Here is a 21,010-nt window from a genome sequence, read left to right on the forward strand (position 1 = left end):
CTCGACAACCAGAAACACACCGGCACGTGGAACCGGCGCACCGAGCGACCTCGGCCAAACTGTCCTGCCCGCACGGCACAATCGGAAACCACAGAGGCTGCCGCCCCAAGAACGACGATCAACAGGCGCCGCGTGAAAGTTTCGGGTTAGAGCACCAAGTCGCCGAAGGCCGACCGCCTCAGGGCTCGTCAACGCCGCGGATTTCACGCCCTAGGAGCCTTGATGGCGGACGTCGGCTGCCGATTGTGTGGCCATGCCGAGCACGAACGACCAACCCGCTGCGCCGCCACGTCCGAAGAGCCGATCGTCGTCGCTGTGGGACAACACCAAGTCAAGGTGACAACCGGGACGTCGTCTCAAACGCTCGTCATATCGGCGCTTGACGACGCTCCCAGACCCTGTTCCGGTTCAAGAGGGGTGGATCGACGCCGGCATCGTCATCGAGATGGGTCTCAACGCTTTCCCCGGCCACGTCACTCAGGACCGCGCCAAGCTCATAAAGAGCGCCGTCCACGTCGATTACGTCAGTAGGCAGTAGCCGTGACAGTTTCGCATCGCGACCTTCCGGCAGCGGCGTGTACACCCGCCGACCTCGACCGCAACGTAGTCCCTTTCGGTGACCGCGGACCCTCGTGGTCAGCTGCGCCAGTGCTGGATGCGGTCATGGTCGGGGGTGAAGCCGTGGTTGACTCCCCAGAGGACGGCCTGGGTACGACTGGCAACGTCGATCTTGCGGTAGATCGCGCGGATGTAGGACTTCACGGTGTTGGGGCTCAGGAACGTCAACGCCGCAACGTCGGCATTGCTCTTTCCCTGGGTGATCAGGGCGAGGATCTCTGCCTCGCGGTCGGTGAGGCCTTCACCGCGCCCGGGCCAGTCCAGTCCCGGTGCGCTGCGCGTACGGGGTGCCTCGCTGACGACGGTCTCACCGGCGTGCACGGCTTCCAGGGCCGTGACGAGGTCCCGGGCGGGGAGCGTCTTGGACAGGTAGCCGTGTGCTCCTTTGTGCAGTGCGGTGTCGATCAAATCGGGATGGAAGTTCCAGGTGTAGATCACGACGCGGCGCGCCCGGGGGTTGTCGACCAATACCGAGATCTCGCCGCGATCAGACTCGGGCTGGGCGAAGGAGTCGTATAACGCAATGTCGACGACGTCGGCGACGGCTTCGTTGGTGTCGATCTCAGCGATGACGATCCGATCGCGGTAGGGCGAGAGCATGTGCGCAACACCGACAAGCACCACGTCGTAGTCATCGACCAGAGCGACCGTGATCGGGCGGTTCGTCGGGGGCATGCACGGAACGATAACCCCCTTAGGGGTGTGCCGCACCCGCCGTAGGGGTGGTTGAGTGAGCCCTGTTCGAGGTCACCATCTCGGGGCCGCCACGGAACACCATGGCGTCGTACTCCTGGCTCGTACGCCAGACTCACTGAAAGGCACTCTCATGATCATCCTCGGCATTGTGCTGCTGATCATTGGCTTTGTCGCCAAGATCGCGATCCTGTGGACCATCGGGATCGTGGTCCTGGTCATCGGTCTCATCCTGATGGCGTTGGGAGCAGCAGGCCGCGAGGTCGGTGGCCGCAGACACTATTTCTGATCCGGGCCTGGCTAGTCAGCGTTCCCGGAGAGAGCCGCCAGCCGGGGCCGTCACCGCCTCACGGGCGAACTCCAGCGGCGTGGGGAGGCTGCCACAGCGTTGTGGCAGCCCTCCCATCCACGTGATCGATCGGCAGGAAGACGCAACTTCACGCCAGATCGGCGTGCACGCTTTCGACCTCACCACGAGCCACAACTCCGGCATGGTCCAAGGAGCCGCCAACAAGATCAAGTTCTTCAAGCGACAGATGTACGGCCGCGCCAACCTCGACCTACTCCGCAAGCACATACTCCTCGCAACATGAGCCGATCACGAAAAGTGCGCCAGAACCCACGCCCCTCGACCTCCCGTGTACCTTCCCGATTTGCAGGACACCTCGTCGGCGGGACGTTTCTGCTCGTCGACCACGCTTCGCTGCCTCCATGGGCAGAACCCGACGACGTCCTGCCCACCCCGCGAGCTGATCAGCGGCACCGCTGCGGGAGGCAGACCGCCGCCCCCTGAGCGGGTCATCACTGCGCGGGGGCGCATTAAAGGCGTTCAGGTGCCGATGTCAGTGGCCGTTCGGTCCGCCGATCTCGTGGGTCCGTTGCTCGCGCAGCGCGCGCAAGTGGACTGCGGCCCACGTGCGGTAGGGACGCCAGGCTTCGGAAACCTCGGCCAGCGTCTGATCCGTGCCGTAACGCTCGACGATCTCAGCTTCCAGGCGCTGCTCGTGGCGTGGCAGGACGTCGGGAGCGTTGGCGCCACGCAGCACCACGAGTTCGGCCGCGAACGGCCCTAGCCCCTTGATCTCCTGGACTGATCGGACCGCGACATCGGGGTCGACGGCTCGCAGTGCGTTTCCGTCAAGGCGCCCGTCGAGCGCGGCGTCGGCGACGGCCTGGAGGTATTCGGTCTTGCGGCCGGGCAGATCGAGGTCCAGAGTGCGGAGAACTTGCGGGGCCGGGAATGCTCCGTGGTCGCCGTGCCGGTCGACGAGGTCGCCCCGGAGGCGGGCGGCTTGCACGATGCGGATGCGCTGGGACAGCACCGACCAGGCCGCGGCCTCGTACGGTGAGTGGAAACCGCACGGACGCAAACCGGGTAGCTGATCCTGCGCGTCGGCGATGACCGGGTCGCGGCGAGCAACGTTGGGCCAACCACGCGCGTCGACGTCCAGGGAGAGGAACCGGCGAACCTGGTCGGCGGCGGCCTTGAGGTCGCCGTCGCCGGCCATGCTGATGGTCGCGAGGTGGTCGCGTTGCGTGACCTGCGCCTCGGCCCGTGACCAGTCGGCCTCCACCCGGAACACGGTGTGGATCCCGTGTCCCGCTCGCTGGTCGGCCAACGCGGAAGGGTTGAAGCCTTCCCAGAACGCTCGGCTGGTGGTGAGGGACCACGGGCCGAGCACCTCCGCCTCGATCGTGTGTCGTCTCATCACGGTGCCGGTCTGATTGGGAGCTGGTGGCGTGTCAGGCCTGGTCGTGGATGGTGATGGCGTAGCCGTCGGGGTCGGTGAAGGTGAAGGTCCTCCCGAACGGGGAGTCGAACGGGGAGACGGTGATGGGGACGCCGCCGGCGGCCAGGCGGTCGTGCAGGGCCTGGGCGTCGTCGGCGTGCAGCCACAGTGCGACGCCGATCCCGGGGTTGGGACGGGCGGCGTCGAGGTCGACCCCGGGCAACGGTTCCCGGACTGCCAACGAGGCCGGCTTGGTGTCGAACACGACCGCACCGGGCGGGGACATGGGTGTGCGCTTGAGTCCCAGGCGCGTCTCGTAGAACGCGGACGCCCGGTCGAGGTCGCGCACCTGCAGGGCGATAAAGGTCGGTCCGGTCACGGTCATGTGAGGCTCCTCTTGTTTGGTGTCAGTGTATTGACATCCCAGAGTATGTGTCAGAATGTTGACATGAGTCAAGCAGGAACCGTCGGCCCCGTGGACGAGGCGGTGGGATACGTGCTCAAACAGGCCGCCACCGCCCTGCGCGCGGCGATGGACACGGTGTTGCGCCCGCTGGAGCTGACGGTTCCGCAGTACTCCTGCCTCGAAGTGCTCGACCAGCGGCCGGGATTGTCCAGTTCGGAGTTGGCCCGGGCCACCTTTGTCAGCCGGCAGTCCATGAACCTGGTACTGCAGTCCCTGCAGCAACGCGGCCTGCTCGCCCGGGCTGCCGTCGCCACTCACGGCAAGGCACTGCCCACCGAACTCACCGAGGCCGGGCGCGTGCAGTTGCAGGCGGCCAGCACCGCGGTCCGCGCCATCGAAAAGCAGATGCTCGCCCCCCTGGCACCGGACGCTCAACAACGGTTACTTGCCGACCTCGCCGCCTGCACCGCCGCGCTCACCGGGAGATCCCGGGCGTGACTGCGCCAGCAGATGGTGGTACGGACTCGGACCCTGCTCGCGTTTCACGCCCGGAGAAGACGCTACCTAATTGCCGGACGGGTGCGGTGAGGCAACTCGGCGAAGGTGTGTCTGAGTTCGCTCATCGCCGCCCGGAAGGTTTTCGGTAGGTCGAGCTGGTCAGGTTCACTGATCCAGCGTGCGAAGGCGACCTTGAAGACGGCTAGTCCTGTCTCGGCGGCCAGGCTCGCGGCCGGGTCGGGGATGCCGCGCCCGCGCAGCGCGTCGGCCATGGCCGCAGCGAGCTCAGCGTGTGCGGGGTTGGCGCTGAACTTGCCGGAGGGTAGGTGCGCGAGCGTGGAGTTCTTCAGGTCGGCGTGAACTTGCTCGATGATCGCGTGGCCACGGTGGGTGTTGTCGGCGGCCACGGTATCGAGTCGCTCGGGTGGCTGGTGGTGAAGAAGGCGTGGAAAGCGCCAGGTGTCGAACAGCGTCGCCTGGCCGGTCGTGGCTTTCGGGTTGAGGTCGGGGATGCCTCGCACGACCAGCCGTCCGGGCACCTGGTTGGCTTTCTTCTTCCTCGCCGCTTGTGCCGCGGCGGCCGGCGCTGCTAGCTGTTGGCCCGAGCGTCATCCCATAGGGCGGCCGCCTGGTCCACTTCGCCCATGTGTTCCTCTGCCCACGCACGCACCGCGGCCAGGGGCATATCTAGGGACAGGCCGAGTTCGGTGAGCCGGTAATGGACACGCGGGGGAACGGCTGCCTCCACCCGACGCGCTACCAAACCGTCCCGCGCCAGCGCCTGCAGCGTGCCCGACAGCATCTTCTGCGAGACCCCTGGCATCCGCCGCCGGAGTTCGGCAAAGCGAACCTCATCCGGAGCTGCCGTTGCAAGCACCTTGATCGCCATGGAGGTCCACTTGCTGCCGATGCGATCCAGCAGTTGCCGGGTGGGACACGTCGGGTCGAACAGGTCCCCGCGTGCTGCTGGCCTCGCCAAGGTACGCGCACCGGAGGGGGTCACCGCGACCTCACCACCTTCCCCTGAAGTGCCGTCTTCCGGAGCACCGGTTTAGTTCCTAACGTAGACCACGTAACGAATTGATACTAGGAGGCCGCCATGGCATCACAACCGTCGCCAACACACGTCGAGATCCAGCGCGTTGCCGCAAACGGCATTCACATCAACGTCGCTACCGCCGGGACCGGCCCCGCCGTGCTGCTGCTACACGGGTGGCCGCACACCTGGCAGCTCTGGACGGGTCTCATCCCGCACTTAGCGCCGCATTTCCGCGTCATCGCACCTGACCTGCGCGGCCTGGGCGGAAGTACCCATGCGACCGAGGGTTATGACGCGGTCACATTGGCCGCGGACGCGGCCGCCCTGCTCGACGCCGTGGGCGAGGAGCAGGCCTCCATCGTGGCAATCGATGCAGGCGTACCGGTGGCATCCGCACTCGCGCTGGACCAACCTGCCCGGATCGAGCGCCTAGTGCTGATGGAGGCACTCCTGCCCGGACTGCCGGGAGCCGAGGCTCTTTTTGCAAACGGCCCGCCATGGTGGTTCGGCTTCCACGCCACGCCGGGCTTGGCCGAGACGGTCTTGGTCGGGCACGAACCCGAATACATCGACTGGTTTCTCAACGAAGGCACCCTCGGCCACGAGATCGAAGACACCATCCGCCACGCATTCCAGGCCGCCTACACCGGCAGCGAATCGCTGCGCTGCGGATTCGAGTACTACCGGGCCACCGCCACGAACGCCGCGCAGCTGCAATCTGCCACCCGTGCCCGACGCCTCACTATGCCGACCATGGCTATCGGCGCGGCGACTGTCGGAGATGCTCTGCACCGTCAGCTGGAACCGATCGCGGACCATCTGACCAGCCGCGTGATGAGCGATTGCGGCCATATCATCCCCCTCCACCGGCCGCAGGCCCTGATCGACCTGCTCATGCCGTTTCTTACAGTCGCCATCGGACTCGCGGTGTGAACCCTCCTGACACGCGGCGACCGCGCGCGGCACGCGGGTTAGCGCCGGGGGTGGGGCGCGGGTTCGCGGTACTCCTCGTCAGCGGCTTCGACCACCGCTTGGGTCAGGGTCCTGGCGGTGGTCACGGCGCTGGTGATGGCGTCGTCGGGAGCCAGCTCGCACAGGTCGGTGAGGGTGAACAGGGCCTCGGCGCTCATGACGACGGCAAGGTCTCGGCGCAGCTGGGCCAGGGCTTGAGCCAGGGCTGGGGCTTCGGTACGTGCGAGGGTGTCGGCCAGGGGGGCCAGGGCGTGGTCGATCAGCCCGAAGCGTCGCCCTGGGCGCGCGGCGGCGTTCTGCGGCCTGGTGATGGATGCGGAGATGATCGAACGCACCGCGCCCTGGTAGTGCAGCACCTCGCGTAGGAGGAAGTCGGTGGCGAAGGCGACCCGCTCGACCACATCACGACTGTCGGCGACCGGCTGCAGGGCCTTCTGCGCGGAAGGCCACAGGTCGATGACTGCTTCGCGCAGAAGGGAGACAACGTCAGGGAAGTAGCGGTAGGCGGTGGCCTCCGACACGCGCGCGGCGCCGGCCACCGAGGACATCGTGACTTCAGCGCCGGCGCGGATGAGGTCACGAGCGCCCTCCACGATCGCTGCCCGCGTGCGTTCCTTCTGGTTCAGCCGCCCTACTGCGGCGTACGTGGTCACCAGCACATCATCTCCCGGTTCCCGCCCCTTAGCAAGAGGGGTCTCTCTTCGTGAGACTTGACTGGCACGATGCGATTCATCTCTACTAAGGTTTGGGGGACCGAGAGCAGCACTGAGACGGGGCGCCCCGGTCCCACCCCGCGAGGAGACCCGCCATGACCAGCACCCCAGCGACGACCACGCCTACGACGACCACGCGCACCCTCAGAACGGGTGACCTGGCGGGCATCGGCCCGGTGCCGGTGACCTTCACCGAGCGCGGCCGGGGCCGCCCGGTCCTGCTCCTGCATGGCGGGGCCGGTCCGCGGTCCGTCACCGGCTTCGCCGACCTGCTGGCGCTGCGCAAGGGGCTGCGGGCCATCGTCCCCACCCCGGCTTCGACGGGACTGTCCGCCCGGAGGGCCTTGACGGCATCCGCGCCCTGGCCGCGGTCTACACCGCGCTGCTGGAGGAGCTGGACCTGCACGAGGTCACCGTCATCGGCAACTCCATAGGCGGCTGGATCGCCGCCGAGATCGCCCTGACCGGCTCACCCCGCCTCGGCAGCGCGGTGCTCCTGGACGCTGCCGGGCTGGACGTGCCCGACCACCCGATCGCGGACTTCTTCTCCCTGAGCATGGCCCAGATCGCCGAGCTCAGCTACCACGACCCCGACGCCTTCCGCATCGACCCCACGACGTTCTCCCCCGACCAGCAGGCCGTCATGGCCGCAAACGGCGCCGCCCTGGCCCTGTACGCGGGCACGACCATGACCGACCCCCACCTGCGAGCGCGCCTGGCAGCGATCAGCGTGCGACCCTGGTGCTGTGGGGCGACGCCGACCGCATCATCGATGTCGAGGTCGGGCGCGCCTACGCCGCCGCCATACCAGGCGCGCGGTTCGAGCTCCTGCAGGCCACCGGGCACCTGCCCCAACTGGAAACTCCCGAGCAGGTGCTCGCCTCCCTCACCGCCTTCACGGCCTCCCTCCCCTCAGCCGTCGCCGGCCTGCCGCCGGCTCCCGGGGCTGAGGAACCGCGAGCAGAGGAAGCCACCATGACCGACGTCAAGATCACCGGGCCGGACGGCGGTGAGGTGGCACTGTCCGGACCCACACGCCTGCGGATCCTGGAGGACGGCAGCACCACTGAGCACCGCCTGGGCGTAGCGGAGATCGTCATCGCCCCCCACACAGACGGCCCGCCCCAGCACCGCCACGCCCAACACGACGAGGGGTTCTACGTCGTCTCCGGCATCGCCCGCTTCACCGTGGGAGCAGACAGCTACGAAGTGGGCGCCGGCACGTTCGTGATGGTCCCGCCCGGGGCGCCCCACACCTTTGCCAACCCCAGCGACGAGACCACCGTGCTGCTGAACACCTTCACCCCCGACAGGTACGTGCAGTACTTCCGCGACCTGCACGACATGATCGCCGCCGGCCGGCCCCTCAACCGGCAAACCATCGGCGAGGTGATGTCGCGCTACGCCACCGAGGTGGTCGGCGACTCCTGACCCCGCCGGCGCCGCAGGCGACTCCTGACCCCGCCTGCGCCACCGGCGTCGCCGCGCTGAAAGCCGAGGTCGCCAAGGGCCTCCAGCGGTGATGGGCACCACCTGCGTCCCCGAGCACGCCGAGCAGGCGCACCGGCTGCTCCAGGACGACGAGAACCTCGGCCGCGTCGCCCTCGTGATCAACCACGACCACCCCCAGGAGGACTCATGACCACACCCGCGAACACCCCGCCGGCCACCACCGGGGTAGCGCTGCCCCCCGGTGCCGGACGCCGCATCGTGGGAGGCGGCCTGGACGCGACAGTCAAGGTCGGCAGCGACCGGGAGCCCTTCGCCTCGACATTCGAGGTCGTCGTGCCGCCCGGCTACGACGTCGGCGCGCACGTGCACCACCACGGCGAGGAGGTCTTCTACGTCCTGCAGGGGCGCCTGGACGTGCTGGCCTTCGAGCCGGTCGACCGCAGCATGCCCGACTGGCACGAGTGGGAGTCCGCCGACGGCCAGCGCTACCTGTCCGGCGGCCCGGGCGCCTTCCTTCACGTCCCGCCGGGCGTCCCCCACGCCTTCGCCAACACCAGCGGCGCCACCACCCGCGTATTTTTCCAGTCCTCGGTCCCCGGCGGGCACGACAACTACTTCGACGAGCTCGCCGAGGTCCTGCGCGCGGGCGCAGGGCACCCGGACCCCGCAGCGGTCACCGACCTGCGCCGCCGCTACGACATCGAGCAGCTCACCAGCCTGCGCGCCCCGGGCTGACCCGGCCGGCGTCCCGGCGCCGCCCCTCGACCGTCGGCATCAGCGGCCGACGTGGCGATCGAGGGAGCAGTAGACCTCGGCGTCGTCGACGCCGGGGCGCCGGCAGCACGTCGCGTCCGGGCTGACCGAGCACCGCCCGGTGGCCGTGGTGCCGGTCTGGGAGGTACACCAGTACGTCCCGTGCGGGGAGTTGGTGTACTGCTGGAACTCGGTGGTGCGGTCGGTGGAGTCGAGGAGGGCCCGCGCGGCACGCCGGTTGCCACTCGACGGCCCCGAGGGCGTCGGCGCAGCTCTACTCCGGTGAGCTTCATCCCGCGCCTCCTTCACCTAGCGGCCGGGTCGTGTCCCGACAGACGACGTACCAGCCGGCCCGGTCGAACCCGGTGATCCGGGCGCCGCCGGCCATGAGACCGCCCAGGGCCTCCCGCATAGCCACCCGCCATTCCTTCGCCAGGCCAGGCTCGGCGGATCTGATGGCCTCGATGTCGGAGGGCACGGCAACCAGCGAGGTCAGCGCGTCGAGCGACCCCGGCACCGGTGTTCCCAGCGCGGATACGCCGAGCGCGAGGACGGCACCTCGGGCCTGCTCGGCCACGGCATCGCTGGGCCGGCTGTGCCCCGCGCAGGCCGCGGCCACCTCGGGTGCGGCCAGCTCCCAGTGCACCAGCAGCCGGTCACTGTCGTCGGAGCCGTTGATGCCGTCGCGCATGCCGCCGTAGAAGTTCGGCAGGTACTCGACCGGCCCGGCGCCGAGCTTGACGACGTTGAACCAGGCGTTGCGGGCCACGAGCGGGTCGAAGGTCCACCCGATTGTCGACACGCCGCGGCGCAGCGCCCAGGCCCGCTGGTGCAGCTTCAGCGCGAAACCGATGTGACGGCGGCGCGCCGTTTCGGAGACGCCGGCGATGTGGCTGTGCATCGCGCCGTCGGCGGGAGCGGAGAAGAAGCCGACGCAGGCACCGACCAGGGCGGTCCCGTCGAAGGCGCCGACGACGTAGTTGCCGGTCTTGGCGAAGGCGCGCAGTAGCTCGGTGGTGATCGGCGCCCCCGCGTCCCGACGCCGCCAGATGCCGTCGTACAGCCGGCCGACGGCGTCGAGGTCCGTGACCTCGGCGATCTCCCGGATGGCGACGCCGGCGGAGCGCGCGGCGGCAGCGGCGGCCTCTACCGCCGGGTCCACGCACTCGGCGACATCGGGGGGAGTGACATTGGAGTTGGTCACGTCGCTCCTCGTGAAACGCTCCGGTCCACCAGTCATGGTCGCCGGGCACCAGAAGGCGGGGCCGCGTTGGTCGCGGTGGACGGCTGTGGCTCGCGCAGCACGTCCGCCATCAGCGCCGCAAGCAGCGCGGCGCGCCCGCCGAGATCCGCCACGAGCACGTGTTCGTCGTCGGCGTGCGCCCCGCCGCCGGTGGCTCCGAGGCCGTCCAGGGCCGGCGCGCCGATCCCAGCGGTGAAGTTGCCGTCGGACGCCCCGCCGACGGCCGCGCGCGCCAGTGGCGGGAGCCCTGGGGCGCTGGCCAGCCCGAGAGAGTTCTGCATCCGCTCGCACAACGCGGTCATAGCTTCAGGCCACGTCCTTCGGGGGCGAAATGGCAGGCCGCGGCGTGCCGGTGGTCGGCTGACGGCTCGGTCGTGCGGCAGATGTCGCGCTCGGGGTGGACGAGCGGACCGATCGGGCACCGCGGGTGGTACCGGCAGCCGGGGGGCGGGGCGTGCGGATCGGCCGGCTCGGCCGCCGCTACGACTGCCAGAGCGGGGTTGCCTCCGGCCGCGGAGAACCTGGCTTCGTCCGTCCCCGGTATGGCGGCGAGCAGGTCACGGGTGTAGGGGTGCTGGGGATCGGTGAGCACCTGCGCGGCGGGACCGTGCTCGACGATCCGTCCGAGGTACATGACGGCGATCGTGCTGGCCACGTACCTGACCACCGCGAGGTTGTGCGAGATGAACAGCATCGACATGCCGAGCTCACGTTGCAGGGTGCGGACCAGATTGAGCACGGTGCCCTGGATCGAGACGTCGAGGGCTGAGGTGATCTCATCGGCGATCACGACGTCGGGGCGGCCGGCCAGCGCCCGGGCCAGCGCCACCCGCTGACGCTGCCCGCCGGACAGGTGCATCGGGTAGGAACCGGCGCGCCCCGGGTCGAGCTCCACCATCTCCAGCAGGCGGGTGACCTCCCGGCGGCGAGCGGTGGACGGGGAGCCGCGCGGGATCGCCTCGGCGATGCTGTCCCCGATCGTCATCCGCGGGTCGAGGGACGAGTACGGGTCCTGGAAGACCATCTGGAGGGGACGGTGGCCGGTCCGCTGCCGCAGCGGCTCGCCGTCGAGCAGAATGCGGCCGCTGTGCAGCGGCGTGAGCCCAACCGCGGCACGGGCCAGCGTCGACTTGCCCGACCCCGACTCCCCCACCAGCCCGACGACGGAGCCGTCGGGCACCGTCAGGTTCACCCCGTCGGCGGCGGTCATGCCGCGCCGACGGGATCCGTAGCGGATCGTGACGTCCTCGAAGCGCAGCTCGCTCATGACGGTTCACCCGCGCCGATGATGTCCCGTGCCATGGCCTTCTCCTGCCAATCGTCGGGGATCGGCTCACCCGCGTGCCAGCAGGCGACCCGCCGCCCGGCCTCGTCAGCGACCAGCGCGGGATCCTCGCGGATGCACCGCTCGCCGGCCAGCGGGCAGCGGGGCGCGTAGGGGCAGCCGACCGGCTGGTGCGCCGGGTCCACCGGGCGGCCGGGGATCACCGGCAGCGGCCGGTTCAGGTCGACGTGCATGTCCGGGACGGCGGCGACGAGGGCCCGCGTGTAAGGGTGGCGGGCCGCGGTGGACAGCTCCGCCGCCGGGACGTCTTCCACGATGCGTCCGGCATACATCACCAGCACCCGGTCGCAGACCTGCCGGACCACTGCGACGTCGTGGCTGATCAGCAGCAACGCGACGTTGTCCGCGGCCCTGATCGACTGCAGGAGCTCCAGCACCTGCCGTTGCACGGTGACGTCGAGTGCGGTAGTGGGCTCGTCGGCGATGATCAGCGCCGGGTCGCCCATCAGACCCATTCCGATCATGGCGCGCTGCCGCATCCCGCCGGAGAACTCGTGTGGGTACTGCCGGACGCGCCGCTCGGCGGCCGGCACCCGCACGGCGCGCAGCCGGTCGACGGCGCGGGCCAGCGCCTGCTGACGGGTCATGCCCTGGTGCTGCCGGGCGACCTCGGCGAGCTGATGCCCGATCCGCCGGGTCGGGTTGAACGAGGTCATCGGGTCCTGGAACACCATGGCGAACGACGTGCCCAGAAGCTGGCGGTGCGCCCGTGCCGTGCCGGCCAGCAGGTCGGTGCCGAGGAACTCCAGCCGGTCGGCCGCGACGTGACCGGGCTCCTCGATCAGTCGGGCGACCGCCAGCGCCGTCAACGACTTGCCGGAACCGGACTCGCCGACGACCCCGACCGCCTCGCCGCGGCGGACGGCGAAGCTTACGGCGCGCACCGGCCGCACCGGACCGTCGGCGCCGGGGAAGGTCACCGACAGGTTCTCGACGGCGAGCACGGCGTTCGGGGCCTCCTCCCGGTCCTGTGCAGGGATACCTTCGTCCGGCGTCGCGGCGGCGGGCTGTTCGGCATCCGTGCCAGCGCTGAGTAGCGGTATGCGGCCGATCGTGCCGGTCAGGCCGATGCCCTTGGCCACCGATTCACCGAAGAGGTTGAAGGTCAGCCCGGCGACGACGATCGCGACACCGGGGGCGAGCGCCGCTGCCGGGTGGAGGTAGATGCCGCTGAGCCCGTCCTGCAGCAGGCGCCCCCAGTCGTAGCTCGGTGCCTGCACACCGAGGCCGAGGAAGGACAGGCCTGCGAAGGACAGCAGGGCGCCGCCGGCGCCGATCGTCGCGTTCACCACGAGCGGCTCGCCGATGTTGGGCAGCACATGGCGCAGCAGCAGCCGGACGCGGTTGACGCCGGCGATGCGGGCCGCGGCGACGAAGTCCCGCTCGGCGATGCCGGCGGCCAGCGTCTGGGAGAGCCGCGCGAAGGTGGGTGCGCCGGCGAAGCCGATCGCGAGCACAGCCCCGGTCCTCCCGATCCCGAAGATCACCGCGAAGAACAGGGCCAGCAGCAATCCGGGAAAGGCCACCGCGATGTTGACCACTGCGGTCACCAGCCGGCCGGCCCGACGGCCGACCAACAGGGGGGCTGTGCCCAGGATCAGCCCTACGACCACCGCGATCGCGGTTGCCAGCAGGGCCAGCCCGATGGACAGGCGGGTCGCGACCAGAACCCGGAAGAACAGGTCGCGGCCCAGGTTGTCGGTGCCGACCCAGTGTGCACTGGACGTACCCTCCAGGACGTGGTTGGTGTCGACGGCGTTCGCCTGGTGCGTCCAGAACAGTGGCGCGAGAATCGCCAGCAGCAGTACGCCGACCAGCAGTACGCCGGCGCTCGCCCCCACTGGCGTGTGCAGCACCGCGAGCCAGCGGCCCCGGCGCCGGCGCGGGCGCGGGTCCGCGGACGAGGGCTGCGCAGTCGGCGTCATCATTTCGGCCATGGGGTCAGCTCTCTCGGATGACGGAACGCGGATCGAGCAGCGCCAGCGCCACGTCGACGGCCAGGTTAATGATCAGTACCCCTGCGCCGTAGACCAGCACCACGCCTTGGACGACGGGGTAATCCTTGGCCAGGATGGACTGGACGATCGTGCTGCCCAGGCCGGGCCACGCGAACACCGTCTCCACCAACACCGTTCCGGCGACCAGCGCGCTCAGCAGCAATCCGCCAAGGGTGATGACAGCGGTGAGCGCGTTGGGCAGCGCGTGCCGAAGATAGATCTTCGGCGCGGGAAGCCGCTTGGCCCGCGCGGTACGGACGTAGTCGGCTTGCAGCACCGAGAGCATCTCCACGCGCATGATCCGGGCCAGCGCCGCCGCGGGGCCGATGGCCAGCGACAGGACCGGCAGGATGTAGGACTCGGCGCCTGACCGTCCGGCCACCGGCAGCAGGCCCAGGCTGACGCCGAACACGTACACCAGTCCGACACCGAGCAGGAACTCCGGGATCGACCCGAGAACCACGCTCGTGCCGGAGAACGCCAGCTCTGCCCGGCGGGCGCGACCGCCGCGGGTCACGACGCCCATGACGACGCCGAGTGGAACAGCGAGGGCGATGGCGACCAGGAAGGCCAGCACCGCCAGCTCGACGGTTGCCGACAGCCGCTGCCCGATCACCTGGGACACCGGCAGCTGGGAGGTCACCGACGTCCCGAGGTCGCCGGTGAACACTCCGCGCAGGTAGTGCCAGTACTGGACCCATATCGGGTCGTTCAGGCCGAGCTCGGCCCGGCGCGCTGCCACCAATGCCGCCGGTGCGGTCGGGCCCAGGGCGGCCCGGACCGGGTCGCCGGGGATCAGGTGGATCATCAGGAAGGACGCGGTGATCAGCACCCAGACCGAGATCACGAACTGACCGGAGCGGCGGGCCGCGAACCGCACCCAAGGGTTGTCGACCAGTCCGGTGAACACGCTAGGTGACGCGGTCAGGCTCGACACTGCCAGCAGCTCCCTTCCCTGACGCCATTGCTCTGGCTCTCCGCTCGTCCGGTCCGGCGCTCAGCCGGCCAGCATCCGAATGCTGGTCGGGACGACGGCGGTCTGGCCTGAGTCGAACCGGGCATTCTTGCCGAAGGTGCTGATCACCCGGTTGGCGAAAGGAATCACGTCGGCGTCCTTGATCAGGTTCGACTCGGCCGCGAGCCACGTGCTGCAGCCCTCCGTGCCCTGCATGGTCATCGCCTTGGCCACCCCGGCCTGGTAGGCGGCGTTGGCGATGTGTCCGAAGTTGCTCCCGGCGGGAGCGGCCGGGCCCGACAGGAAGGGCACCAGCTGGTCCGGGCTGTTCACGTTGAGCTGCAGCCAGGCCACGTCCCAGTTCCCGCTGCCTCCTATTACGGTCTGCAGGATCTGCGTGTCGTCTTGGCCTTGCATAGTCACCGTGGCGCCCAGCTGCTTCCACGTGGACGTGGCAAGCTCGGCCGCGGCCGAGCCGCCGGATCCGTAGGCCGTGTCGTAGAGGAAGGTGAGGTGCAGCGGGGTTCCGTTCTTGGTTCGGGTGCCGTTGGGGCCGGCCTTCCACCCGGCGTCGTCGAGGGTCTGCTTGGCCTTGTCCAGACCGTGCGGAGGCAGCGCGCTGCTGATCGAGTCGCCGGGGCAGGCGACCGGAGGCGCTGCCGCGAACGTGGTGCCCGGCCTGCCGCTGTTGGAGGTGAGCACCTTCTCCAACTGGGTGAGGTCGACGGCCTGGGTCAGGGCCTTGCGGACCGCCGCGTCGGCGCCGGGCCGGCTGGTCGCGTGGTTGAACCACATCTCGCCGAGCAACGAGTCTTCCTGCGCGGCGAAAAGGTTGGCCCCCTTCAGCCGCTGGGCGTCCGGGCCGATGACGCTGGCCGCGTTCAGCCCCCCGGACAGCAGCAGGTTGGCCGCGGTGGTCTCGTTGGACACGATCTTGACGACAACCGTGTCGGGCATCCCCGGGGTCGCGGTGGTCGCGCCACCCGGGCCCCAGGTGTAGCCGGTGCGCTTGGCAAAGGTGATGTGGTCGCCGGCGACGTCCTCCTTCAGCGTGTACGGACCGGTCCCGCGGGTCTGGTGTGCCAGCACCGATCGGTTGGTCATGCCGGTCTTGCAGACCATCGGCACGTTCGACAGCCCCTGCAGCACGAACGGAGCCGGGGACGCCAGCGTCAGAGTCACCGTCGAGCCGCTCGCGCTGGCCTTGACGCCGGCCGGCAGGAACACACCGAGGAACGGGCTCTTGTTCTTCGGGGCGGCTATGTAGTTGAGGTTGGCCACAGCGTCGTCGGCGGTGAACGGGGTGCCGTCGGAACAGGTGATCTTGTCGCGCAGCGTCAGGGTCACCTGATGACCCGTTGCCTTCCAGGTATCTGCGAGGCCGCTGGACAACTTGCCATTTAGGTCGACGTTCGTCAGCGAGTCGTAGGCGAAGTGGCTGACCTGGAACAGACCCGTCGACGCGGAGGCCTGCGGGTCGAGGTTCCCCGGGTCGGCGGTGAGCGCCATGGTGAACGTGCCACCGTTGACCACCTTGCCGCCACCGGTGGCTTTCCCGCCGTTACTTTTCCCGCCGCATCCGGCGAGCACGGTCGCGGCGACGCAGACGCAGACGCCGGCGATGGTCGTGGTGAGCCTCATCGTGTGTGTCCTCTCCCTGGAAAGGGGCTTTGCGAGAAGGGTGCCGCCTGGTGGGCCCCCGGTGTTGGTGGAGTACGGACGAGGTTGCCCCGTCATCTCCGTGGATCGGACTACGTTGTCCGCCGGGCCGTTACCCGTCAGCGCGGGGCATCGCCCGGCCGACGTGCAGGTAGCGGGCGCGGCCGGCCCCGTCGTCGCCGACGAAGACGTGCGGCAGATGCATCCCGTGATCCGCTTTCAGCGGGATCAACGTGTCGTCGGCGAAGTGGACGAGCTCCTTGCAGTCGCCTTGCTCACCGAGCTCAGCGAAGACGTCCTTGGGCCGTGTCTCCACCCAGATTCGGCCGTCGTCGTCCTGTGTGACCCTCAGGTCGGCAACCCGGCTGGAGAAGACCCCGACGTAGCGGGACCCGTCGATGCGCGGCGGGTCGGCCGGCGGCACGGGGGGCGCGGGCAGGTCGACGCCGGCGAGCTCAGCGAGCGCGTGTCCGACGACGTCGCGGTACAGCGCGTACGCATCACCGCCGTTCGTCAGCAACGCCACCGCCACCCTCCGCTCGGGAACCAGGCGCAGGAAGGCGGCTTGGCCGAGCGTGTTGCCGTCGTGCCCGATGACCACGGCGCCCGGCGCGTCGAACAGCTCCCAGCCCAGACCCCACGCGTTCCCCAGCACGCGCAGGTCGGGCAACTCGACCTGCCATTCCTGCATCGCCTTGATGGTGCCCGGACCGAGCACGGTGCTGGCACCGGAGCCCGTTCCCGCGTTCATATGCAGCTGACCGAACGTCAGCAGGTCCCGTGCCCGCATCGCCAGCCGGGAGCCCGCCGGCGCGTTGGAGCGGGCCAGCGCCCAGATGGGCGCGGGTTCCTGGTCGGCCTCGGGCGCCAGCCGCATGTGCCCAACGGCCGCACGGAACATGATCGCCTCAGCGGGACCGGTGGCCGCGTGGGTGAGCCCGAGCGGGGCGAACAGGTGCTCGCGCAGACAGTCGTCGTACGGCTTACCGCGGAGCACCTCGACGAGCCGGCCGAGTAGACAGTAGCCGGCGTTGTTGTAGGAGAACAGGTCGCCCGGCGGAAACAGTTGCGGTACGTCGCCGAGCTGGGTGACGTACTTCTCGAGGCAGTCCTCGCCCGTGCCGGTGTCGGTGAAAATGTCGCCCTCGAAGCCCGCGGTGTGGCTCAGCAGCTGGCGCACCGTGATCGCCCTCGCCGCGGCCTCGTCGGCCAGGCAGAACTCCGGCAGATGGCGACGCAGCGGCGCGTCGAGGTCGATCCGCCCCTCCTCGACCAGCTGCATCACCAGGGTCGCGGTCCACACTTTGGTGATCGAGCCGATCTGGAAGACGGAGTCCGCGGTCGCCGCCACGCCGGTCGCCGAGCTCAGGAGTCCGGCCGCCGCGTCGATCACCTCGGTACCCGCACAGACCGCGACGGCCGCGGCCGGCACGTCGTGTGTGGAGAGCAGCACCGGCAGCCGGTCGTTGAGCCACGCTCCGAGCTCATCCAGCTTCGTCATGGAGGAAAAGGTAGTGACGGCGGTCGCCGCGGTGTTCGTAGTTTCCGCCAGTGCTGGCCGGGTTCTTTCGTCCGTACGGACGGAGATTCCCTCCGAACCCGACGGCATGCTTTCACCCATGATCCGACCGCTGGCGCTCGACGACATCGCACCACTGCAGCTGCCGAGCGAGCCGACCCTCTCACCCGACGGGCGCCAGGTCATCTACGTGGGGCGCACGGTTGACGGCGGCGAGGTCGAGCGGCCCGCATCCTCGACTGGACGGAGCAGCACGTGACCGCGACGACCGCACGACCTCGCATCGACCAGGATCACTGGCAACAGCGCCTCGGCGAGCTCGCCGAGCGGCATCAGGTAGTGGGCGCCACCCTGGCGATCCTTCGCCTCGGGAACGGCTCCGCAGACGACGAGCTGATCGAGGCCGCCACCGGCGTGCTGAACAAGGCCACCGGCGTCGAGGTGACCACCGACTCGGTCTTCCAGATCGGCTCGATCACCAAAGTGTGGACCGCGACCCTGGTGATGCAGCTGGTCGAGGAGGGGCGGATCGACCTCGACGCCCCGCTGATCGAGGTGCTGCCCGAGCTGCAGCTCAGTGACCCCGACGTCGCCAAGCAGGTGACCATGCGGCACCTGCTGACGCACACCAGCGGCATCGACGGTGACATCTTTACCGACACCGGTCGCGGCGACGACTGTCTGGAAAAGTACGTTTCCGCGCTCGCCGACGCCCCGCAGAACCATCCGCTCGGCGCCACGTTCTCCTATTGCAACTCCGGGTTCTCCCTCGCCGGGCGGGTGATCGAGGTGCTCACCGGGAAGACCTGGGACGCCGTGCTGCGCGAGCGGATCATCGAACCGCTGGAGTTGACGCATACCTCCACGCTGCCGGAGGAGGCGATCCTGCACCGCGCCGCCGTGGGACACATCTCCCCCGACCCAGAGCAGGAGTCGCACTCGGTGAAGTCGTGGGTGATGCCCCGCTCGGTCGGCCCCGCCGGGCTGATCAACGCCACCGCTCGCGATCTCACCTCGTTTGCCCGATTGCATCTGCGCGGCGGGCTGACTCCCGGTGGTACGGCGGTGCTGTCGGCGGCATCGACTGCCGACATGCAGGCCGAGCACGCCGACCTGCCCGACAAGTACTCCCTCGGCGACTCGTGGGGCCTGGGCTGGATCCGGTTCGACTGGAATGCCGAGCGCCTCTACGGTCACGACGGCTCCACGTTCGGGCAGAACGCCTTCCTGCGGGTGCTGCCCTCGCAGGGCCTCGCCGTCGCACTGCTGACCAACGGCGGGCACGCGGGCGACCTTTACCGCGACCTGTACCGGGAGGTCTTCGCTGAGCTGGCCGACGTCACCGTGGCTGATCAGCTGGAGCCGCCCGAGCAGGCGCCAGAGGTGGAGCTCGCCCGCTACGTCGGCAGCTACGAGCGCAGCTCGGTCACCACCGAAGTCTTCGAGCGCGGCGGCGGACTCGTCATGCGGGTGATCCCGACCGGTGCGATCGCCGAGGCCTCCGGCGCGACCACTCGGGAGCTCGAGCTGCACCCGGTCGAGCAGGGCTTGTTCGCCGCCCGGCCGCCGGATCAGGAGAGCTGGATGGCGGTGACCTTCTACTCGCTGGCCGACGGCAGTGCTTACGTCCACTACGGCGCGCGCGCCAACCCGAAGCGGAGCTGACATCTCAGCGACGCTGGCGACCTGTCCCGGAAGATGTTCGACGACGGCGGCCGCCGAGCAGCAGCGGGTGGCGACGCTGGACGGCCTGGGGGCAGTGGGCGGCCGGCTGCGCCCCACCAACAAGCATGTGCTCCGCGCCGAGCCGCCGCACGCCGTGCGGGCCGGACTGATCGACGCCGCGCTGCGCGCGCCCGAGGGGAGCCCGTCATGACCGCGTCCTCCCTTGGGACACAGTGCGATTTGGCGCTCATCGGTGCGCGGGTGATCGACCCGGAAACCGCGTTGGACGCGGTGCGTGCGGTCGGGATCACCGACGGCACAATCGTGTCGGTCGGCGAGACCGCCCCTCCGGCGCGGGTCACCTGGAACGTCGCCGGCACCGTCCTGGCCCCCGGGTTCATCGACCTGCACAGCCACGCCCAGACTATTACCGGGCTGCGGTTGCAGGCGCTCGACGGGGTCACCACAGCGCTGGAGCTGGAGGCCGGAGTCCTCCCGGTGGCCGCCTCCTACGCCGCAGCGGAGGCCGAGGGCCGGCCGGTCAACTTCGGGTTCTCCGCCGGCTGGGTCCACGCCCGGATGCAGGTCCTCGACGGCGTGGAACTGCATCCGGACAGCCGTGGCGGATTGGCTGCCTTCGCCGCCCACCAGCGCCACCCGAGGTGGCGCGGGCCGGCCGACGACCGGGAGGTGGCCAGGATCCTCGGCACCCTCGAGGAGGCGGTCGGCGAAGGCGCGCTGGGAATCGGCGTCCTGGTCGGCTACGCCCCCGATAGCGGGCGGGCCGAATACTTCCGATTGGCCGCGCTCGCGCAGCGGCTGGGGGTACCGACCTTCACCCACACCCGTTACATCTCCACCGAGGAGCCGAACACCTCCCTGGAGGGTGCGCTGGAGGTGATCGCGGCCGCCGCCGGAACCGGCGCGCACATGCACATGTGCCACGTGAACAGCACTTCGAACCGGATGATCGACGAGGTCGCCGACGCCGTGACCGCTGCCCGCGCGCAGGGCGTGCGGGTGACCACCGAGGCGTATCCGTACGGCGCGGGCTCCACGGTGATCGGCGCCGCGTTCCTCGCGCCGGAAGTGTTGCACCGGATGGGCATCACTCCGCGATCCCTCACCTACCTGGCCACCCGCGAGCGGATCTCCGATGCCGACCGGCTGCGGGAACTGCGGGCGACCGACCCGGGCGGGCTGGTCGTCGTGCACTTTCTCGACGAGCAGGAGCCGGCGGAACTCGCCATCCTGGAGCGGTCGTTCCTACTCGCCGAGACCGCGATCGCCACCGACGCCATGGCCCCGATCGAGCCCGGCGGCGCGGTCGCGGCCGACCGGTGGCCGCTGCCGACCGGACTGGTCGCCCATCCCAGGACGGCCGGGTCCTACGCCCGGACACTGCGCTGGCTGGTCCGGGAGCGGGGCCTGCTCACACTGACCGAGGCCATCCGCCGCTCGTCGCTCCTGCCGGCACAGATCCTCACCGCCGCAGTCCCGGCCATGCGGCGCAAGGGACGGGTCCAGGTAGGTGCCGACGCAGACCTCGTGATCTTCGACCCCGCCACGGTGACCGACCATGCGACGTACACCGATCTCATGCCGTCGACAGGCTTCCGCCACGTGTTGGTGGGCGGCACTCCCGTGGTCCGCGACGGCGAGGTCGTCCCGAACGCGCTCCCCGGGCGGCCCGTGCGCAGCGGTGACGTATGAGGCTGTCGCCCGCCACCGAACGCCCGCGTCAGCGCAACCG

27 protein-coding genes and 1 pseudogene are annotated in these 21,010 nt (G+C 69.6%); 13 read left to right on the top strand and 15 right to left on the bottom strand.

Annotated features, from left to right (window positions below):
- Nucleotides 1-367: 367 nt before the first annotated feature.
- Together RM423_RS16880 and RM423_RS16885 are read right to left on the bottom strand one after the other, a co-directional pair.
- Nucleotides 368-583 carry a hypothetical protein gene (locus RM423_RS16880; protein WP_311424215.1) on the bottom strand — a complete coding sequence of 72 codons (216 nt, stop codon included), beginning with the start codon at nt 581-583 and terminating at the stop codon, nt 368-370.
- A gap of 53 nt (nt 584-636) precedes the next feature.
- On the bottom strand, nt 637-1,293 hold the full coding sequence (locus RM423_RS16885) for a response regulator transcription factor (RefSeq protein ID WP_311424216.1): 657 nt from the start codon (nt 1,291-1,293) through the stop codon (nt 637-639).
- A 151-nt stretch (nt 1,294-1,444) separates the two neighbouring features.
- Here RM423_RS16885 and RM423_RS16890 point away from each other — a divergent pair, with 151 nt between their 5' ends.
- Nucleotides 1,445-1,600 carry a DUF6131 family protein gene (locus RM423_RS16890; protein WP_311424217.1) on the top strand — a complete coding sequence of 52 codons (156 nt, stop codon included), beginning with the start codon at nt 1,445-1,447 and terminating at the stop codon, nt 1,598-1,600.
- A gap of 163 nt (nt 1,601-1,763) precedes the next feature.
- Complete coding sequence (locus RM423_RS16895; protein ID WP_311424218.1) at nt 1,764-1,904, top strand: hypothetical protein; 141 nt, start codon at nt 1,764-1,766, stop codon at nt 1,902-1,904.
- A gap of 249 nt (nt 1,905-2,153) precedes the next feature.
- Here RM423_RS16895 and RM423_RS16900 read toward each other — a convergent pair whose 3' ends face one another.
- Both RM423_RS16900 and RM423_RS16905 read right to left on the bottom strand, forming a co-directional pair.
- On the bottom strand, nt 2,154-3,020 hold the full coding sequence (locus RM423_RS16900) for a DNA-3-methyladenine glycosylase family protein (protein ID WP_311424219.1): 867 nt from the start codon (nt 3,018-3,020) through the stop codon (nt 2,154-2,156).
- A 34-nt stretch (nt 3,021-3,054) separates the two neighbouring features.
- Nucleotides 3,055-3,426 (bottom strand): VOC family protein, encoded by a 372-nt coding sequence (locus tag RM423_RS16905; protein ID WP_311424220.1) that lies wholly within the window; start codon nt 3,424-3,426, stop codon nt 3,055-3,057.
- Nucleotides 3,427-3,489: 63 nt separating this feature from the next.
- Here RM423_RS16905 and RM423_RS16910 point away from each other — a divergent pair, with 63 nt between their 5' ends.
- Nucleotides 3,490-3,945, top strand: a complete 456-nt coding sequence (locus tag RM423_RS16910; RefSeq protein ID WP_311424221.1) for a MarR family winged helix-turn-helix transcriptional regulator — start codon at nt 3,490-3,492, stop codon at nt 3,943-3,945.
- A 277-nt stretch (nt 3,946-4,222) separates the two neighbouring features.
- Here RM423_RS16910 and RM423_RS16915 read toward each other — a convergent pair.
- Both RM423_RS16915 and RM423_RS16920 read right to left on the bottom strand, forming a co-directional pair.
- Nucleotides 4,223-4,493: pseudogene (locus RM423_RS16915) on the bottom strand (IS1380 family transposase); the annotation flags it as partial.
- 41 nt (nt 4,494-4,534) lie between these two features.
- A complete protein-coding gene (locus RM423_RS16920; RefSeq protein ID WP_311424222.1) occupies nt 4,535-4,948 on the bottom strand; it encodes a winged helix-turn-helix transcriptional regulator in 414 nt (137 codons plus the stop codon).
- A gap of 96 nt (nt 4,949-5,044) precedes the next feature.
- Between RM423_RS16920 and RM423_RS16925 the strand changes: the two genes are divergently transcribed.
- On the top strand, nt 5,045-5,917 hold the full coding sequence (locus RM423_RS16925; protein ID WP_311424223.1) for an alpha/beta fold hydrolase: 873 nt from the start codon (nt 5,045-5,047) through the stop codon (nt 5,915-5,917).
- A gap of 38 nt (nt 5,918-5,955) precedes the next feature.
- Here the strand turns inward: RM423_RS16925 and RM423_RS16930 are convergent, their stop codons facing one another.
- Nucleotides 5,956-6,609: a TetR/AcrR family transcriptional regulator gene (locus tag RM423_RS16930; RefSeq protein ID WP_311424224.1), complete on the bottom strand. Its 654-nt coding sequence runs from the start codon at nt 6,607-6,609 to the stop codon at nt 5,956-5,958.
- A gap of 155 nt (nt 6,610-6,764) precedes the next feature.
- Between RM423_RS16930 and RM423_RS16935 the strand changes: the two genes are divergently transcribed.
- From RM423_RS16935 to RM423_RS16950, 5 genes are all read left to right on the top strand, one after another.
- The gene (locus tag RM423_RS16935) at nt 6,765-7,103 is read left to right on the top strand and encodes a hypothetical protein (RefSeq protein WP_311424225.1); all 339 of its coding nucleotides are present in this window, start codon (nt 6,765-6,767) and stop codon (nt 7,101-7,103) included.
- Nucleotides 7,031-7,648: an alpha/beta fold hydrolase gene (locus RM423_RS25720; RefSeq protein ID WP_396327757.1), complete on the top strand. Its 618-nt coding sequence runs from the start codon at nt 7,031-7,033 to the stop codon at nt 7,646-7,648. The genes RM423_RS16935 and RM423_RS25720 overlap by 73 nt, the downstream gene beginning before the upstream one ends.
- Nucleotides 7,645-8,100, top strand: a complete 456-nt coding sequence (locus RM423_RS16940; protein ID WP_396327758.1) for a cupin domain-containing protein — start codon at nt 7,645-7,647, stop codon at nt 8,098-8,100. The genes RM423_RS25720 and RM423_RS16940 overlap by 4 nt, the downstream gene beginning before the upstream one ends.
- A gap of 88 nt (nt 8,101-8,188) precedes the next feature.
- The gene (locus RM423_RS16945; protein ID WP_311424227.1) at nt 8,189-8,311 is read left to right on the top strand and encodes a hypothetical protein; all 123 of its coding nucleotides are present in this window, start codon (nt 8,189-8,191) and stop codon (nt 8,309-8,311) included.
- Complete coding sequence (locus RM423_RS16950) at nt 8,308-8,856, top strand: cupin domain-containing protein (protein ID WP_311424228.1); 549 nt, start codon at nt 8,308-8,310, stop codon at nt 8,854-8,856. Before RM423_RS16945 ends, RM423_RS16950 begins: the two co-directional genes overlap by 4 nt.
- Before the next feature lie 39 nt (nt 8,857-8,895).
- On the opposite strand, the gene RM423_RS16955 is transcribed toward RM423_RS16950, so the two are convergent.
- From RM423_RS16955 to RM423_RS16990, 8 genes are all read right to left on the bottom strand, one after another.
- Nucleotides 8,896-9,183, bottom strand: a complete 288-nt coding sequence (locus RM423_RS16955; RefSeq protein WP_311424229.1) for a hypothetical protein — start codon at nt 9,181-9,183, stop codon at nt 8,896-8,898.
- Nucleotides 9,164-10,078 (bottom strand): hypothetical protein, encoded by a 915-nt coding sequence (locus RM423_RS16960; protein ID WP_311424230.1) that lies wholly within the window; start codon nt 10,076-10,078, stop codon nt 9,164-9,166. Before RM423_RS16960 ends, RM423_RS16955 begins: the two co-directional genes overlap by 20 nt.
- A 32-nt stretch (nt 10,079-10,110) precedes the next feature.
- Complete coding sequence (locus RM423_RS16965) at nt 10,111-10,419, bottom strand: hypothetical protein (protein WP_311424231.1); 309 nt, start codon at nt 10,417-10,419, stop codon at nt 10,111-10,113.
- Entirely contained in the window at nt 10,416-11,384 is a 969-nt protein-coding gene (locus tag RM423_RS16970; RefSeq protein WP_311424232.1) for an ABC transporter ATP-binding protein, read from the bottom strand. Before RM423_RS16970 ends, RM423_RS16965 begins: the two co-directional genes overlap by 4 nt.
- Nucleotides 11,381-13,390 (bottom strand): dipeptide/oligopeptide/nickel ABC transporter permease/ATP-binding protein, encoded by a 2,010-nt coding sequence (locus RM423_RS16975; RefSeq protein ID WP_396327759.1) that lies wholly within the window; start codon nt 13,388-13,390, stop codon nt 11,381-11,383. The genes RM423_RS16970 and RM423_RS16975 overlap by 4 nt, the downstream gene beginning before the upstream one ends.
- Before the next feature lie 13 nt (nt 13,391-13,403).
- The gene (locus RM423_RS16980) at nt 13,404-14,396 is read right to left on the bottom strand and encodes an ABC transporter permease (RefSeq protein WP_311424234.1); all 993 of its coding nucleotides are present in this window, start codon (nt 14,394-14,396) and stop codon (nt 13,404-13,406) included.
- A gap of 60 nt (nt 14,397-14,456) precedes the next feature.
- A complete protein-coding gene (locus RM423_RS16985) occupies nt 14,457-16,055 on the bottom strand; it encodes an ABC transporter substrate-binding protein (protein WP_311424235.1) in 1,599 nt (532 codons plus the stop codon).
- Between the two features lie 130 nt (nt 16,056-16,185).
- Nucleotides 16,186-17,574 (bottom strand): serine hydrolase domain-containing protein, encoded by a 1,389-nt coding sequence (locus tag RM423_RS16990; protein WP_311424236.1) that lies wholly within the window; start codon nt 17,572-17,574, stop codon nt 16,186-16,188.
- 118 nt (nt 17,575-17,692) lie between these two features.
- Here RM423_RS16990 and RM423_RS16995 point away from each other — a divergent pair, with 118 nt between their 5' ends.
- The 4 genes from RM423_RS16995 to RM423_RS17010 all read left to right on the top strand — a co-directional run bounded on the left by RM423_RS16995 (nt 17,693) and on the right by RM423_RS17010 (nt 20,970).
- Nucleotides 17,693-17,851, top strand: a complete 159-nt coding sequence (locus RM423_RS16995; RefSeq protein WP_311424237.1) for a hypothetical protein — start codon at nt 17,693-17,695, stop codon at nt 17,849-17,851.
- Complete coding sequence (locus tag RM423_RS17000; protein ID WP_311424238.1) at nt 17,848-19,257, top strand: serine hydrolase domain-containing protein; 1,410 nt, start codon at nt 17,848-17,850, stop codon at nt 19,255-19,257. Before RM423_RS16995 ends, RM423_RS17000 begins: the two co-directional genes overlap by 4 nt.
- Before the next feature lie 67 nt (nt 19,258-19,324).
- Complete coding sequence (locus tag RM423_RS17005; protein WP_311424239.1) at nt 19,325-19,468, top strand: hypothetical protein; 144 nt, start codon at nt 19,325-19,327, stop codon at nt 19,466-19,468.
- Nucleotides 19,465-20,970 (top strand): amidohydrolase family protein, encoded by a 1,506-nt coding sequence (locus tag RM423_RS17010; RefSeq protein ID WP_311424240.1) that lies wholly within the window; start codon nt 19,465-19,467, stop codon nt 20,968-20,970. Before RM423_RS17005 ends, RM423_RS17010 begins: the two co-directional genes overlap by 4 nt.
- Nucleotides 20,971-21,010: the final 40 nt, after the last annotated feature.

It is taken from the genome of Jatrophihabitans lederbergiae (genome assembly GCF_031845305.1).
Taxonomy (GTDB): Bacteria; Actinomycetota; Actinomycetes; order Mycobacteriales; family Jatrophihabitantaceae; genus Jatrophihabitans_A; species Jatrophihabitans_A lederbergiae.